The sequence below is a fragment of the Paenibacillus sp. sgz302148 genome (genome assembly GCF_056120465.1).
Genome location: NZ_JBVYOJ010000011.1, coordinates 240687 through 255925, shown reverse-complemented (window position 1 = coordinate 255925; position 15239 = coordinate 240687). Strand labels below are relative to the sequence as shown.

14 protein-coding genes are annotated in these 15239 nt (G+C 54.0%); all 14 read right to left on the bottom strand.

Annotated elements, in window-relative coordinates:
• Nucleotides 1–12 precede the first annotated feature (12 nt).
• Nucleotides 13–1725 carry an ATP-dependent protease LonB gene (gene lonB, locus AC0LWM_RS18305; protein ID WP_474676417.1) on the bottom strand — a complete coding sequence of 571 codons (1713 nt, stop codon included), beginning with the start codon at nucleotides 1723–1725 and terminating at the stop codon, nucleotides 13–15.
• A gap of 98 nt (nucleotides 1726–1823) precedes the next feature.
• Entirely contained in the window at nucleotides 1824–2579 is a 756-nt protein-coding gene (locus tag AC0LWM_RS18300) for an amino acid ABC transporter ATP-binding protein (protein WP_474676416.1), read from the bottom strand.
• A gap of 17 nt (nucleotides 2580–2596) precedes the next feature.
• Nucleotides 2597–3262, bottom strand: coding sequence for an amino acid ABC transporter permease (locus tag AC0LWM_RS18295; protein ID WP_474676450.1), 666 nt, complete (start codon nucleotides 3260–3262; stop codon nucleotides 2597–2599).
• Nucleotides 3263–3292: 30 nt separating this feature from the next.
• The gene (locus AC0LWM_RS18290; RefSeq protein ID WP_474676415.1) at nucleotides 3293–4132 is read right to left on the bottom strand and encodes an amino acid ABC transporter substrate-binding protein; all 840 of its coding nucleotides are present in this window, start codon (nucleotides 4130–4132) and stop codon (nucleotides 3293–3295) included.
• Nucleotides 4133–4425: 293 nt separating this feature from the next.
• Complete coding sequence (locus AC0LWM_RS18285; protein ID WP_474676414.1) at nucleotides 4426–5355, bottom strand: nucleoside hydrolase; 930 nt, start codon at nucleotides 5353–5355, stop codon at nucleotides 4426–4428.
• An 18-nt stretch (nucleotides 5356–5373) separates the two neighbouring features.
• Nucleotides 5374–6321 (bottom strand): nucleoside hydrolase, encoded by a 948-nt coding sequence (locus tag AC0LWM_RS18280; RefSeq protein WP_474676413.1) that lies wholly within the window; start codon nucleotides 6319–6321, stop codon nucleotides 5374–5376.
• 14 nt (nucleotides 6322–6335) lie between these two features.
• Nucleotides 6336–7277 (bottom strand): nucleoside hydrolase, encoded by a 942-nt coding sequence (locus AC0LWM_RS18275; protein ID WP_474676412.1) that lies wholly within the window; start codon nucleotides 7275–7277, stop codon nucleotides 6336–6338.
• Between the two features lie 19 nt (nucleotides 7278–7296).
• Nucleotides 7297–8229 carry an ABC transporter permease gene (locus AC0LWM_RS18270; RefSeq protein ID WP_474676411.1) on the bottom strand — a complete coding sequence of 311 codons (933 nt, stop codon included), beginning with the start codon at nucleotides 8227–8229 and terminating at the stop codon, nucleotides 7297–7299.
• Nucleotides 8230–9288: an ABC transporter permease gene (locus tag AC0LWM_RS18265; RefSeq protein ID WP_474676410.1), complete on the bottom strand. Its 1059-nt coding sequence runs from the start codon at nucleotides 9286–9288 to the stop codon at nucleotides 8230–8232.
• Nucleotides 9285–10832 (bottom strand): ABC transporter ATP-binding protein, encoded by a 1548-nt coding sequence (locus AC0LWM_RS18260; protein WP_474676409.1) that lies wholly within the window; start codon nucleotides 10830–10832, stop codon nucleotides 9285–9287. Before AC0LWM_RS18260 ends, AC0LWM_RS18265 begins: the two co-directional genes overlap by 4 nt.
• Nucleotides 10833–10901: 69 nt before the next feature.
• Nucleotides 10902–11954 (bottom strand): BMP family lipoprotein, encoded by a 1053-nt coding sequence (locus AC0LWM_RS18255; RefSeq protein ID WP_474676408.1) that lies wholly within the window; start codon nucleotides 11952–11954, stop codon nucleotides 10902–10904.
• 83 nt (nucleotides 11955–12037) lie between these two features.
• Entirely contained in the window at nucleotides 12038–12979 is a 942-nt protein-coding gene (gene rbsK, locus AC0LWM_RS18250) for a ribokinase (RefSeq protein WP_474676407.1), read from the bottom strand.
• Nucleotides 12976–13977, bottom strand: a complete 1002-nt coding sequence (locus tag AC0LWM_RS18245; RefSeq protein ID WP_474676406.1) for a LacI family DNA-binding transcriptional regulator — start codon at nucleotides 13975–13977, stop codon at nucleotides 12976–12978. Before AC0LWM_RS18245 ends, rbsK begins: the two co-directional genes overlap by 4 nt.
• Before the next feature lie 178 nt (nucleotides 13978–14155).
• Nucleotides 14156–14977, bottom strand: coding sequence for a (2Fe-2S)-binding protein (locus tag AC0LWM_RS18240; protein ID WP_474676405.1), 822 nt, complete (start codon nucleotides 14975–14977; stop codon nucleotides 14156–14158).
• Nucleotides 14978–15239 lie beyond the last annotated feature (262 nt).

Sequence of the window (15239 nt, the reverse complement as noted above, 5' to 3'; positions counted from 1 at the left end):
CGGCGGAATGCCTTATCGCTTCGACTCGGACGAATCGGCTTGCAGAAAAGGCGCCGTAGGGGACGCGATCAGCACTTCGCCTTGTTTCGGGACGGCCGCGACGACCGGCTGCACTTGTGTGCCGAACACATGCTGGAACACTTCGAATATATCGTCCACGGCGATCACCTGCAGCCCTTGCAGATCGGCGAAAATTTCCTGCCAGTTTTCCTTCGGGATGATCACTTTCGTCGCTCCCGCTTGGAAAGCGGCCTCTACCTTGGCAATGACGCCGCCGATCGGCTTCACCTTGCCGTGAATGCTCACTTCGCCGGTCATCGCGATTTTATTGTCGACAGGCACGCTCTTGACGGCCGACGCGATCGCCGTTGCCATCGCGATGCCGGCGGATGGACCGTCGATCGGCGTGCCTCCGGGGAAGTTAATATGCAGGTCGAACCCGCTTGTATCCATGCCGATGCGCCGCAATACGGTCAGCACGTTTTCGACCGAGCCTTTGGCCATGCTTTTGCGCCGCAGCGTTCGCGCGCCGCCGCCTAGCTCTTCTTCGTCAACGACACCGGTAATGTTGAATTTGCCTTGGCCGTGAGGCACGGGGGTCGCCGTCACTTCAATTTCGAGCAGCGTGCCCATATTCGGCCCGTAGACGGCTAAGCCGTTGACAAAGCCGATCTGCGGCTCGGCCGGTATTTTCCGGTCCGGACGGGGCGGGATTTGGCTGCTGTTGACGACCCACTCCACATCGGCGGCGCGCAGCTCGTTTCTCTTTTCCGAAAGCGCGACGCCGGCGGCAAGCTGGATCACATTGACCGCTTCGCGCCCGTTCGTGGCGTATCTTTTCACAACTTCGATCGCTTCCGGACAAGGCGGGAAGCCGATTTTCTTCACCGCATTCATCGCGATGAGGCCAATTTCGTCCGCCAGCAGCGGGCGGAAAAATATTTCCATGCAGCGGGAACGAAGCGCGGGCGGCAGCTCGTTAGCCGACCTTGTCGTCGCTCCCACTAAGCGAAAATCGGCAGGCAAGCCGTTTTGGAATATATCGTGAATGTACACCGGAATATTCGGGTCCTCCGAATTGTAATACGCGCTTTCCAGGAAAACCTTGCGGTCCTCCAGCACTTTTAATAATTTATTCATCTGCACCGGATGCAATTCACCGATTTCGTCGATGAACAGGATGCCGCCGTGCGCCTTCGTGACCGCACCGGGCTTCGGCTGTGGTATGCCCGCAACGCCCAAGGCGCCCGCTCCCTGGTAGATCGGGTCGTGGACCGACCCGATGAGCGGATCGGCGATGCCCCGTTCGTCGAAACGCGCCGTTGTGGCGTCGATTTCGGTAAATTTGGCGTCGGTTAAGAACGGAGAAGCGGGATTTTTCTTCGCCTCCTCCAGTACGACGCGCGCGGCCGCCGTTTTGCCGACCCCCGGCGGTCCGTATACGATGACATGCTGCGGATTGGCGCCGCACAAAGCCGCCTTAAGCGCGCGCAGCCCATCCTTCTGGCCGACGATATCCTGCATCGTCGAAGGGCGCGTTTTCTCGGACAACGGTTTGGTCAATGAAACCGAGCGCAGCTTGCGCAATTTGTCCATTTCCTTCTTCGACTCCCGATCGACGGCCGATCGGTTCGTTTTTTGGCTGCGCAGCAGGTTCCAGAAATACAGTCCGATCACGATGGCGAAAAAAACTTGAATTAACATCAGGATAATACTAAAGCTCATGACAGGTTCCTCCTCAAACAAAAAATCCAGCAAAAGGCTAATACTTGGTAGTATTGCCTTTTTGCCGGATTGTATAAGCCTGCCCGGATATAAAGTTGTTACGCCTCGATTCCCGGCGACAGCAAATTGAGAAAACGCCGCGTCCGTTCATCCCGCGGATTCCCGAACAGCTCTTCCGGCGGTCCTTGCTCGATGATGGCGCCATGGTCCATATGAACGACTTTGTCCGCCACGCTGCGGGCAAACCGCATTTCATGGGTCACGACGATCATCGTCATGCCTTCGGCGGCGAGCGCCTTCATAACGTTCAGCACCTCTCCCACGAGCGACGGATCAAGCGCCGACGTCGGCTCGTCGAACAGCATCACGGCCGGGTCCATCGCGAGTGCGCGGGCGATGCCGACTCGCTGCTGCTGGCCGCCGGACAGCTGATACGGATAAGCATCGGCCTTATGCTCCAGACCGACTTTGCGAAGCAGATCGTTCGCTTTCTCGCGTGCCTCATCTTTTCGTTTTTTCTGCACGGTCAAAGGTCCTTCCAGCACGTTCTCCAGCGCGGTCAAGTGAGGGAACAGATTATACGTCTGAAACACCATTCCCGTTTGCTTGCGCAGCGACAGCACTTGGTTGAAGCTCAGCTTCCCTTTCCCTTGAAAAGATACCCGCTCGCTCCCAACGCTGATTGTTCCTTCAGCCGGCGTTTCCAATAGGTTAATGGATCGCAGCAGCGTCGTTTTGCCCGAGCCGGACGGGCCGATAATGACGACGACCTGTCCTTTGTCCACCTGCAAATCGATGCCCTTCAGCACCTCGTTCGCCCCAAACCGGACGTGCAAGTTCGAAATGTTGATCATGGTTATATGTCCCTCCATCACTTGGCTACGTAACGGTCAAAGCGCCGCTCCAGCCGGTTTTGCAGCGCGGACAGCACCGTGCTGATCACGAGGTACAACAATGCGACCTCGGTATACAGCAAGAGCGGCTCGTATTTCGCCGCAGCGATTTGCTGTGAGGTTTGGAACATTTCCGTGACGGTGATCGCCGCCGCAAGCGACGTATCCTTCACCAAGCTGATGAACGAATTGCCGAGTGGCGGCACGGACACACGGGCCGCTTGCGGCAATATGATCCGACGCATCGCTTGGGTGCGCGTCATGCCAAGCGAATAAGCCGCTTCCCATTGACCTTTGCTGATGGAGAGCAGCGCCGCCCGAAGCAATTCGGAGTTGTAAGCTCCGACGCTAAGCGTAAAGCCGATGACGGCCGCGGGAAAGGCGTCGATCGTTATGCCGATGCGCGGCAAGCCGAAGAAAATGATAAACAGCTGCACGAGCAGCGGCGTGCCGCGAATGACCCAGACGTAAAACCGGGCGATCGCGACGAGCGGTTTGATGTTCGATAACCGTGCAAGCGCGGTTAGAAATGCCAGGATTAACCCAAGCACGAATGTAATGAGAGTAAGCGGGACCGTGAATAGCAGTCCCGCCTTAATTAAGGGCCAGAGCGAATCAAGAAAAATATCGATATAACGATCCATGCCGGAGTTCATCTAGCCGTCCCTCGCTTTTTATTTGGAGACGTCCGCGCCGAACCATTTCTCCGATATTTTCAAATACGTGCCGTCCTGCTTCATGTCGGCCAGCGCCTTGTTCACGGCTTCGACGACTTCAGGGTTGTTTTTATTGAACATAAATCCGCTTTGCGAAGCTTCTTTCGTTTCTTCAACGATTTTGATCGGCGCGTCCGGCTTCTGTTTCTTGAAATCAAGATACGACAACCCGTCGTTAATCGTAGCATCGATTCGTTTGGACATGAGCAGCTCGATCGCTTGGTTGAAGCCGTCCGTTTGCACGATTTCAGCGCCGTTCGCTTTGGCGATGTCCGTCAGGTTGCTTGTCAGCGATTGTCCCGACTTCTTGCCTTTCAGATCGGCCAATTGTTTAATGTCCGTGTTGTCTTGATGAACGATCAATACCGCTTTGGAGACGATGTACGGATCGGAAAAATCGTATTTTTCTTTGCGGTCGTCGCGAATTGACACTTCGTTGGCAACGACGTCGAACCTTTTGGCGTCCAGCCCGGCGAACATGCCGTCCCATTTGGACTCGATAAACCCCGCCGTAACGCCAAGACGCTTGGCGACTTCTTCCGCAATTTCGACGTCGAAGCCCGTCAGCTTGCCGTCTTTATCATGAAACGTAAACGGCGGGTAAGTTCCCTCCGTACCGATTTTGATTTTGCCGTTTGCTTTGATTTGCTCGAGCAAATTTTTCGCCGTTTGTCCGGAACTGTTGTCCGCACCGGATTGATCCGTCTGCTGCGATTGTTCGGTTTTTTGGCCGCAGCCGGCCAGCACCAACGTTAGAATGACGGTAAACACGATTGCTAATGCCCACTTCTTTCTCATAAAAACCCTCCTCCAAGTAATCCAAGTTGTTTACTCTGATTTATGTATCATACTCGGGTTTGGCCATTCCGTCAATAGTGTTGTCTGTGCGCATCCATAGTTTAGTCAAAATCTCCGGAAATTATCGAATTACCCGAGAAGCTGCTGACATCATATACAGATGCCACATCATCGTACGCGATCGGATTCATGAGAACAAGAGCACAAAAAAAGGAAGAAGCTAGGCTCCTTCCGAGTTGACCTTCTCTCGTACCCATTCTGTGATTGGTTCCGATCGACATCTCTGAAATCTATCAAACGACTCTGCTTAAAAAATGCTGCAAAAACCGGTCTGCTTCGACTTCCAGGCAAACGTCCATGTTCGGAGCCTGCGCCGGCTTGCCGCGCAAATCGCCGATCGTCCGGCCGAGCGAAAGATCACCTTCGAGGTCGACCTGGACGTGCATCGGCTTCGCCTTGACGAACGTCGGATCGATGACGACGCCGACCGCAAGCGGGTCATGCAGGGCGCAGCCTTGGATATCCGGGTAAAACTGCTGGTACGCATCGATGTAAAAATCGGTCATGTCGGCCAGGAAGTTGCCGAGACGCGGATTGCGCTCCCGCCATGCCGGCAGTTCCTCGCGCGGCAGCAGCGTTTGCATCGTGACGTCGAGGCCGACGAGCGTCATTGGAATGCCTGAACGGAAAACGTATTCGGCCGCTTCCGGATCGGCGTAAATGTTCGCTTCCGCCGAAGGCGTCAGGTTGCCGTGTACCGTAACGGCCCCGCCCATAATGACGACCCGCTCGACGAGCCCGACGATTTCCGGCGACCGCATAATCGCAAGCGCCAAATTCGTCAGCGTCCCGACTGTTATGATCGTCACCTTGTGCGGCTGCTGCTTCACTTGCCTGACGAAAAACGCGGCCGCGTCTTCCTGCAGCGGCTCCCGTTTCGGCAGCGCGGTCAGCGTGTTGCCGATTCCGTCCTCCCCATGAATATGTGTTGTATTTCCTTTGAGCGGATTACGGAACAAAGGCTTGGCCGCACCGGGAATGACCGGAACGTCGCTGTCCAGATAATCCAGCACGACAAGGGTGTTGCGGGTTGCTTCCTCCACTGTGCAATTGCCGAAGCAGGTCGTAATGCCGAGCATATGCAGTTCGGGCGAACGGACGGCGTACGCGATCGCAAGCGCGTCGTCGATCCCTGTATCTACGTCAAGTATAACCGGTTTCAAGTGGGGTTCCTCCTCCGTTTAGCTGGATAACACGCGAATGAAATGTTCAAGGAATCGTTCCCGATGAACGGCAACGCATACGGAAGCGTTCGTCTTCTCCGGCGGTCGCCGGAAATCGGCGATCGTCGCTCCTGAAGACAGCTCGCCCTTCGTCTCGATTTGGACGTACCAGTCCTCCGTTTCGCAGAAGCTCGGGTCGAAGGCGACCGCAACGGCAAGCGGGTCATGAAGCGGCGAACCGTAGAAGCCGTTTTGCTTCTCGTAGGCTTTAAAGTAGAAGTCGACGATATTTTCGATAAAATCGACCTGCTTCACAAGGCCGGGACCTGCTTGCTCTTTCAACTGACGGATATGCTCGCCGTGCCATACCGCTTCCATCGTAACGTCGAGGCCGACCATCGTAATCGGCATCCCCGATTCGAATACGCGATGCGCCGCCTCCGGATCGCCCCAAATGTTCGCTTCCGATACCGGCGTAACGTTGCCGGGCACCCGCAGCGCACCGCCCATGAGCACAAGGCGTTTTGCTTTTTTCGCTATCGTCGGATCTTTGGCTAATGCGATCGCGAGGTTCGTTAACCTGCCGACGAACACAAGCGTAATCTCACCCGGCTGCTCATTGGTCTGGCGGATAATAAAGTCGGCTGCGCTTTCTTCGATCGGCTGCTGCGAAGGCATCGGCAGCTCATAGCCGCCGATACCGTTGCTGCCGTGAATATGCGGAACCGGGCCGTCCCACGTACGGAACAGCGGGCGATCCGTTCCTTTGGCCACGGGCACTTCGCCCGCTCTCCCGGCCAGCTCAACCACCTGCAGCGTATTGAGCGTCGCACGTTCCACATCCACGTTGCCGAATACGGTCGTTATACCTACGAGCTCCACGTCCTTCGATTTAAGCGCAAGCAATAAGGCGAGCGCATCGTCAATCCCAGTATCCACGTCAAGAATCATTTTGACCGGTGCCATCGTATGCTTCCCCTTTATGCGTAATTTTTCAAGGAATCGATCAGAAGATTCCAGAATTTGTCTTGGTCCAGCTTCAGCGCGACCTTCACGTTCGGCTTGCGGCCCGTGACGCCTAGCAAATCAACGACCGTCATGCCGTAGCTGAACTCGCCCTTCGTTTCGATATCGACGCGCAGCAGCTTGCATTCGAACGCCGACGGATCGATGCAATACGCAACGCAGCATGCGTCATGAATCGGCGCTCCATCAAAGTCGAACACTTCTTTGTATGTGCCGGCGAAAAATTGCAGCAGCTCGACGATAAAATCAGATACGCGGTTGCCGACCGCGCCGATCCGGTCGCAAATGTCCGGCGTCGCAAGCGCCTGGTGCGTTAGGTCAAGCCCCATCATCGTAATCGGCACGCCGCTTTCGAACACGACCTTGGCTGCTTCGGCGTCGACGTAGATGTTGAATTCGGCGGCCGGCGTTTTGTTGCCGAACATGCCTCCGCCCATAATGACGATCTCCTGGATCTTCGGCAAAATGCGCGGTTCCTTGCGCATCGCCATCGCGATGTTCGTCAGCGGCCCGACAGGCACTAGCGAAATGTCGCCGTCCGATTCCAGCAGCGTGCGGATGATGTAGTCGACGGCATGGCCTTCTGCGGCCGTTTTGGTCGGCTCCGGCAGCACCGGGCCGTCCATCCCCGAATCGCCGTGAATGTCCGGCGCCGTCTCCCGTTCGCGGACGAGCGGCTGTCCGGCCCCTTTCGTGACGGGCACGTGCGGGATGCCCGCGATTTCGCACACCTTTAGCGCGTTGATCGTCGTTTTCTCAACCTCGGCGTTACCGGCTACGGTTGTGATGCCGACCAGCTCGATCGACGGATTTCCCGCCGCCAATAAGATGGCTATCGCATCGTCATGCCCGGGATCGCAATCCAATATAATTTTTCGTTTGGCAGCTGCATTCATGTCTTCGTCCTCCTGCGGGTTAGGTTACGGCCGACAGCTTGCGGCGCTTGCGCAGCGCAAACACGACCAAAGCGATAATCGTTACGATATACGGGATCATCTGGATAAACTGGCTCGGGAACGTGTTGTTCGGCGTCGTCTGAACGATCGTCGTCACCGCGCTAGCGAGGCCAAAGATGAGCGAACCGGCAAGAATGCCGAGCGGATTGCGGTTGCCGAGCAGGACAACGGCCAAAGCAAGGAAGCCGGTGCCCGCCGTCATATCTTTGACGAACATGCTCGTCATGCCCGTGGACAAATACGCGCCAGCCAATCCCGCGAACACGCCGCTCCAGGCGAGAGCCGAATACCGGATCCGGTTTACCGGAATGCCGAGCGACTTGGCCGCTTCCGGCGCTTCGCCGACGGACCGGAGATGAACGCCGTACGGCGTGCGGTAAATCAAGAAGATGCAGAACGCGACGGATAAAAACGCGATCCATGCCATCAGGCTGTGGCCGCTTAACAGCTTGCCGAGCACCGGTACATTTTCGATGCCGGGAATGTTGATCGTCGGGATGTTGCTGATGCTTTCCGGCGAATAGTTGCCGGTTACGCCGTAAATTTTGCTCATCATGAAAATCGTAAAGCCCGATCCGAAAATATTGACGGCAAACCCGGTTATGATAATATCCACCTTCATTTTGATCGAAAAAAAGCCCATGCCGTAGCTGATCACTACCGCTGCCGCAATTCCGGCGAGTATGCCCAGCACCCAGTTGTCCGTCGCCGAGTTGACGGCGATCGTCGTAAACGCCGACAGCAGCATCAGCCCTTCCAGCCCGATATTGATAACCCCGCCGATATCCGAGATGAGACCGCCCAAGGCGGAGAGCAGAATCGGCGTCATAAAACGGAACAGTACGACGATCAGCGTCAAATCGATCACTTGCGACCATAACGTGTCGAGCATTTACTTCACCGCCTTTGGTTCTGTCGAATATTTCTGCTTCAAGTACGTGAATATCGCCTGGGACGATACGAGCAGCACGAGCATGACCTGAATGATAACCGCCACTTCACGCGGCATGTCGCTGCCGACCTGCATCGTCTGGGCGCCGACTTGAATGTAGGCGTAGAATAATGCCGCGATCAACACGCCGATCGGATGGTTGCGCGCAAGCAAGGCGATAATGATGCCGTCAAAACCAAGACCGGCCGAGAAATTGTCTTTATACGTACCGTGAACCCCGAGCACCTCGACAATGCCGGCAAGGCCGGCCAAAGCTCCGCTGATGGAGATGCTGAGCACGATCATTTTCTTCGTCGCAATGCCGCCGTAGTTGGCGAAATGGCTGTTTTTACCGACAAGCCGCAGCTCATAGCCGGTTTTCGTTTTATAAAGCAGCAAATATACGATGACGACGGCGAGCAAGGCGATCAATACGCCTGCATGCGCGGGAAAACCTGCGAACATTTTGCCGAGCAGCAAGCTCGGATCGATATACGGCATGCGCGCGTAGCCGCCGCTTTGCGGATCTTTGAACACATTGTTGACGAAATAGGAGGTCGTTAAAATGGCGACAAAGTTAAGCATCAACGTCGTGACGATTTCGTTGGCATGAAGCTTCGTTTTCAGGAAGCCAGGAATGCAGCCGTATAATGCCCCGCCGAGCATGGCGCAAATCAGAATGACCGGAATGTGGATCCAAGGAGACAATCCCGGAATGTATACGGCCGCCAGCGACCCGATAAAGCCGCCCACATACAGCTGGCCTTCCGCTCCCATGCTGAACACGCCGGACTGGAACACGACGGAAAGGGCTAGCCCGGTAAAAATAAGCGGAACCGCTTTGTTCAGGATCGTCCCGATATTAAACAAATTGGAAACCGGGTCGATAATCAAGGAAGAGATGGCGGCCAGCGGCTCGTCGCTCGTGAACATGATCACGACAAATCCGCACAATAGCGCGAACAACGCAGCGAGAACAATGCCGGTAAGCTCTAAAGTAACTGCTCTTCTATTATTCATTGAGCCGCCTCCTCCCCATCCTGTGTTTTACAGCCTAACATGTAATACCCGACATCTTCTTCCGACAATAGATTGGAATTATCCAGAACGGCCACGAGCTCTCCTTCGTATAGCACGCCGATCCGGTCGCTTAAGCCGATGACCTCCGACAGCTCTGCCGATACGAGCAGAATCGCGGTGCCTTCGTCCCGTTTCTTGATCATTTCGCGGTGAATGAATTCGATTGCACCGATATCGACTCCGCGCGTCGGCTGCGATGCGATGAGCAGCTTCGGATTTTTCGACAGCTCGCGGGCGATGACGACCTTCTGCAAGTTGCCTCCGGAAAGCGAGCCGGCCATTGCTTCTTCGCTTTTGGCGCGAATGTCGAACGTCTGCATCATGCTCTTGGAAAACTCGCGGATTTTCCGTTTGTTCAGAAACGGACCGCGGCGGAATTCTTTTGTCCGGTAACGATCCAAGATGAGATTTTCCGCGATCGTCGACGTGAGGCATGCCCCCGTCGTTTGCCGATCCTCCGGTACGTGCCCGATCTGCAGCGCGCGAATGTCGGCGACGCTTCGTCCGGCCAGCTCCTTGTCGAGAAAACGGATGCTGCCGCCGGTCGCCCTGCGGAGTCCGGTAATCGCCTCGATCAGCTCGGTTTGTCCGTTGCCTTCGACGCCGGCAATGCCAAACACTTCGCCTGCCCGCACTTCAAACGAAACGCCCCGGAGCGCGGGAGCGCCTTTATCGTTATTGGCGCTAAGTCCATGAACGCTAAGCACCGTCCCTTGCGGCTTGGCTTCCTTCTTCTCCACGCGGAACAAAACGTCCCGGCCAACCATAAGCCTCGAGATTTCTTCCGGATTCGTTTCTTCCGTCTGCAGCGTTTTGATTGTTTTCCCCGCTTTGAGCACGGTGACCCGGTTGGAAATTTCCATAACCTCGCGCAGCTTGTGCGTAATGAATATGATCGTATAACCCTGGCTTACAAGCGATTTAATCGACAGGAACAGCTCATCGGTCTCTTGCGGCGTAAGAACGGCGGTAGGTTCGTCCAAGATGATCAGCTTGGCGCCTCGATATAACACTTTTAAAATCTCGACGCGCTGCTTCTGTCCGACCGTTATCGTATCGACGACCGCATGCGGATCGACCTTCAGGCCGTAAGTTTCCATGAGGCTTTCGATTTGCCCGAATTCTTTGTTCCGGTCCCGAACTAGCGAAAACGGTCCTTTGCGCGGCTCCTCGCCGAGCACGATGTTCTCCGATACGGTCAGCGACGGCGCCAGCATAAAGTGCTGATGCACCATGCCCATCCCTTGCTTGATCGCGTCCCTCGGGCCGTTAAAACGGACTTCGCGGCCTTTGTATTCGATCGATCCGCTCGTAGGCGCTTCGAGGCCGAACAATATTTTCATGAGCGTCGATTTGCCCGCCCCGTTCTCTCCGACGAGCGCATGGATCTCGCCTTCGTGAACGGTGAGATTCACCCCTTGGTTCGCCTTCGTCCCATTGGGATACGTTTTATGGATGTCTTTCATTTCAAGTAATATTGGCATCGTAACCCTCTCCCCGTCAGGGTTATTGGAGGGGGAAGGATCCCCCTCTGAAGTTTAAGGCCGTCCGTCTTATTTCAGGATCGAATTGACTTTGATTTCACCGCTAGCCATCTTGTCTTCGATTTCTTTCATTTTGTCTTGAATCGATTTCGGCACGTGTTTCTCATACAGATCGTCTTTGGCGATGCCTACGCCATTTTCTTTAAGTCCCAGCACTTCGTTTACGCCGAAGCTCAATTTGCCGTCGTTATAAAGCGTCAATGCGCGGGTAATCGATGTGTCGATGTTTTTCAGCATCGAGGTCAGCGTGAAGCCTGGGTACAGCGGGTTTTGGTTGGCGTCGACGCCGATCGAATATTTGTTTGCTTCCTTGCTCGCTTCCAGAACCCCTAGACCTGCTCCGCCCGCCACTTGGTAGGCGATGTCGACTTTTTGCGAGTTGTATTGGGCTAACGTTAGCTCCTTCGCTTTTGGCGCGTTGGCGAAATCTCCGATGTAGGATGCAACCACCTTCACGTCTTTGTCGATGTATTGCGCGCCTTGCTCATAACCTGCTTTAAAGTCGTTGATGATCGGAATGTCCATGCCACCGACAAACCCAATCACTTTATCCGGATTCGCTTGCGGCAATTCGGTGCTCGTCGTGACAAGCGCCGCGAATGCGCCGGCCAGGAACGATCCTTCGCTTTGCGAGTACAGCATCGAATAGATGTTAGGCACGTCTTTGATCATTTCGTCGAAATAAATGAATTTTTGATCCGGGTAACGCTTTGCGATGTCGATTGTAATGTCTTTCATTTGGCTTGTTCCGACAATGATCAAATCGTATTTTTTGCTCGATACGAGCGATTCCAGGCCTGCAGGCCAGTCCGCCTGGTTCGTGCCGCCTTCGACCGTTTTCGTTTCAATGCCGATGTCGGATTTCGCTTTCTCCAAGCCCTTTTGCGCCGAATCGAAAAATCCTTTGTCGCCGAGCGTTCCGTTGACGTAATAAGCGACGCTGAACTTTTTGCCGCCGCCTGATTCCCCCGACGCTTCGTCCTTCTTGCCGCCGCAGCCGGCCAATACGATCAACATGGATAAAATGACAAGACCGATCGTCCACAACTTATATCTTTTCATTCGAAATTCCTCCTCTAATTTGGTAATATAAATTGGATTTATTTGTATAGCGCTTACATTTCTATTTAAGTTAAATAAATGGATCACATTTCTTCCCGAGAAGCTCGCAGCATGAAAGCTTCCACTTCCTTCAAGTCGGGCATGGATGACTGCGCTCCGGCTTTCGTTACGGTTAACGCGCCGACGGCATTCGCGAATTGGGCGGCCGCCCAAACATCCTGACCCGAGACGAGGGCTGCGCCCACGGCTCCGGCGAACGCGTCTCCCGCCGCCGTCGTATCGACGGCTCGGACTTTGTAGCCTTCGACGAAAAACGTCCGGTTCGCATTAATGACGACGACGCCTTTTTCGCCTAGTTTGGCAAAAACCGTCTTGACGCCTTTGCGGAGCAGTTCGACCGCAGCTACTTTCGCGGATCGCGTATCCGTTACCTCAATGCCGGTTAGTCTGGATATTTCGCTCTCATTCGGCGTCATGTAGTCGACCATGGCCAGCAGCTCGTCTTGCAGCGGATGCTGCGGTACGGGAGCCGGATCGAGCAGAACCGGGACCTGATGGCGTCTTGCGATCGAAACCGCTTCCATAACGGTGTCCATCGGAATTTCCAGCTGCACGATAAGCAGCTTGGCTTGCTTGATCAATTGTTCCCGCTTGCGCACATCATCCGGCGTAATCCATTCGTTTGTACCCGGAGCGACGATAATGCTGTTATCCCCTTCTTCATCTACGGAAATTTGGGCGATGCCTGTCGCATGCTCCGAGCTTCTTTCGATACATGTCGTATCGACCCCCACTTGCTGTAAATTCGTAAGCAATTGTTCGGCGAATACGTCCATTCCCAGCTTGCCGATCATTGATACGGAAGCGCCCAGTTTCCGAGAGGCGTAAGCCTGATTGGCGCCTTTGCCGCCGGGACTCATAAAAAAATCCGAACCCATGACGGTTTCCCCTCGAGCGGGCCTTCGTTTCACCCTAACAACCATATCCATGTTCAAACTGCCGACGACGACGATATCAGAACTCATTGTTGTTTGGCCTCCCCACCACACGATTCTCTCTTTATTAGCCGGTGCTCCAGAATGACGTGTTTCTTTTCGGCCCTCACCCCTTTCACGCGTTCGTGCAGCAGCTCCATGGCGGTTACGCCGATTTGGTAAACGGGAACGGCAATCGTGCTGAGCATCGGGTTGCACATCTGTGCGAAAGCAATATCGTCGCAGCCGATAACCGCAATATCTTCCGGGACTCGCAGGCCTCTGCTTCGTATTGCGTTGATCGCTCCGAGCGCGATCAAATCGTTTGCCGCAAATACGGCCGAAGGCAACCCTTCGTCAAGAATGGACGACATTCTCTGGAACCCGGATTCATAGGTAAACGGACCATGGCTAATTATCGGCTTCAGGTTCGCTTCGTTCATCGTGTCCAAATATCCTTGCTTCCGTTTTTCCGCCGATTGAATGGACGTCGGACCTGCGAGATGACAAATTCGTTCATGACCTTGGCGGATAAAATAATCGACAACCTCGCACGCCGCCTTGAAATTGTCGATCGCCACCGCATCGAACGGCACGTCGGGAAACCAACGATCGCTTAGGACGAATGGAACTTTCAAAGAAACGAGCTGCTGGATTTGGACTTCCCCGAAGCTCGACGAAATGAGCACGATTCCTGCAACTTGCTGCTGGACCATTTTATGAATATATTCTTGCTCGATGGCCGGGTCGTTATCTGTATTGCACAAAAATAACGTGTACCCGAGACGGTGGGCGACATCCTCAATGCCTCGCGCCAAAACCGGGAAAAACGGGTTCGTAATGTCCGGCAAAATCAAGCCGATCATATTCGACGTATTGCTGGCCAAGTTTCTGGCTAACGTACTCGGGCGATAGCCCAGTTCGTCGATCGCCTGCAAGACGCGCGCCTTGATTTCATCGTTAACGCTGGAATTTTTGTTGATGACTCGTGAAACGGTCGCTTTCGATACATTCGCTAATTTTGCGACATCCAAAATGGTGGCCTTCATGTCCTGCTCCTTCACACCTTGTGAAACCGGTTTCTCATTACCTTAAAAAAAGAGAAAGCGGTTTCTGGGTTCTTGTAAAAACATCATAACGTGCAAGTCGGAAAAATGCAAGCGCTTTATTTATGGTAATATTCAACAATAAACGGCGCGAATGCGCCGTTTATGTTTCAAAAATCCATCATTTTTTGACCGATGCGGACGATTCTTGCTTGGCACGGTGCTTCTCGCGTCGAGCTGCTCGGTCTTCTTCTTTTAGCTTGGGACATGTATAACAGAGATGGCCGCCTTCCGTTAAATAATACAGGCAGCATACATTTTTCATCCGCATCTGCTTGGAGGGATCTTCGAGATGTTCGATCCGGCGGATTTTCACGTTCAACGGATTTTTGCTGCGGCCGAACGCAGCAGGATCGATTTCCTTCAGCACACGATAGTCTGCATCAATTCGCTCGCGAAGGCTCGGATCGCTTTCTTCTTCCATCCAAATGGCAAGGGAATAATTAAATCGCGTCGGAAGCTGCCCCCACATTTGGCCTACATCGATACCGCCGGATCGTGCGGCCGCCTCGAATATCGGACGCAGCGTATTGCCATAAAACTCATCGTATCCTTTGCGAAGCCATTCGGTACGTTCCGCCGTTTCGGTTGGTCCATCCTGCTCTGACCAAGAATGTATCTTATATGAGTACCAATAATAATCATCCTTGCAGTACAGCTGCACCGTAATGTTGTGCAGCGACAAATCGAACAGCTTGTTGCAATACGACACTCCATACTGCAATGCAAGCGCCGTCGCCCCGAACCAGCTGCAGAAATACGCCGCCGCCGCTTTACGCTCCAATGCCTTCATAAGCGGCGCGTACGTGTCGATGAATTGATCCATTTTTGCTTGCTCCAGCAGCTCTATGGCAGGAACGGACAGGACAATCTGTTCCTTATCGTTCCGATGTATATAAAATTGTTTGGATAACTGGTCGAAATCTACAGTTTGCAGAAACATTCTTTTACGCTCCTTGTAATGATATTGATAATTATTATCATTATAACACAATTTCGACCAATTGCCAATTTTACGCAATCGGGCGCCGAGCTGGAACACTTGCCCATCGGCTGCCGCGATTCAGAAATTTTTGGCTGAACGCCGGATGTAAGGTTCGCGATCGTAACGTCGTCAGCATTTTGCCAATCTCGTACTATGACGCAGAAAAGCCCATCAACGACGAGTTGATGGGCTTCGATTGCAGCCGTTCTATGGCACGGGA

What these genes read in the sequence shown, in the direction of transcription:
- lonB (WP_474676417.1), bottom strand. Translation starts at nt 1,725, where the DNA reads ATGAGCTTTAGTATTATCCTGATGTTAATTCAAGTTTTTTTCGCCATC.
- AC0LWM_RS18300 (WP_474676416.1), bottom strand. Translation starts at nt 2,579, where the DNA reads ATGATCAACATTTCGAACTTGCACGTCCGGTTTGGGGCGAACGAGGTG.
- AC0LWM_RS18295 (WP_474676450.1), bottom strand. Translation starts at nt 3,262, where the DNA reads ATGGATCGTTATATCGATATTTTTCTTGATTCGCTCTGGCCCTTAATT.
- AC0LWM_RS18290 (WP_474676415.1), bottom strand. Translation starts at nt 4,132, where the DNA reads ATGAGAAAGAAGTGGGCATTAGCAATCGTGTTTACCGTCATTCTAACG.
- AC0LWM_RS18280 (WP_474676413.1), bottom strand. Translation starts at nt 6,321, where the DNA reads ATGGCACCGGTCAAAATGATTCTTGACGTGGATACTGGGATTGACGAT.
- AC0LWM_RS18275 (WP_474676412.1), bottom strand. Translation starts at nt 7,277, where the DNA reads ATGAATGCAGCTGCCAAACGAAAAATTATATTGGATTGCGATCCCGGG.
- AC0LWM_RS18270 (WP_474676411.1), bottom strand. Translation starts at nt 8,229, where the DNA reads ATGCTCGACACGTTATGGTCGCAAGTGATCGATTTGACGCTGATCGTC.
- AC0LWM_RS18265 (WP_474676410.1), bottom strand. Translation starts at nt 9,288, where the DNA reads ATGAATAATAGAAGAGCAGTTACTTTAGAGCTTACCGGCATTGTTCTC.
- AC0LWM_RS18260 (WP_474676409.1), bottom strand. Translation starts at nt 10,832, where the DNA reads ATGCCAATATTACTTGAAATGAAAGACATCCATAAAACGTATCCCAAT.
- AC0LWM_RS18255 (WP_474676408.1), bottom strand. Translation starts at nt 11,954, where the DNA reads ATGAAAAGATATAAGTTGTGGACGATCGGTCTTGTCATTTTATCCATG.
- rbsK (WP_474676407.1), bottom strand. Translation starts at nt 12,979, where the DNA reads ATGAGTTCTGATATCGTCGTCGTCGGCAGTTTGAACATGGATATGGTT.
- AC0LWM_RS18245 (WP_474676406.1), bottom strand. Translation starts at nt 13,977, where the DNA reads ATGAAGGCCACCATTTTGGATGTCGCAAAATTAGCGAATGTATCGAAA.
- AC0LWM_RS18240 (WP_474676405.1), bottom strand. Translation starts at nt 14,977, where the DNA reads ATGTTTCTGCAAACTGTAGATTTCGACCAGTTATCCAAACAATTTTAT.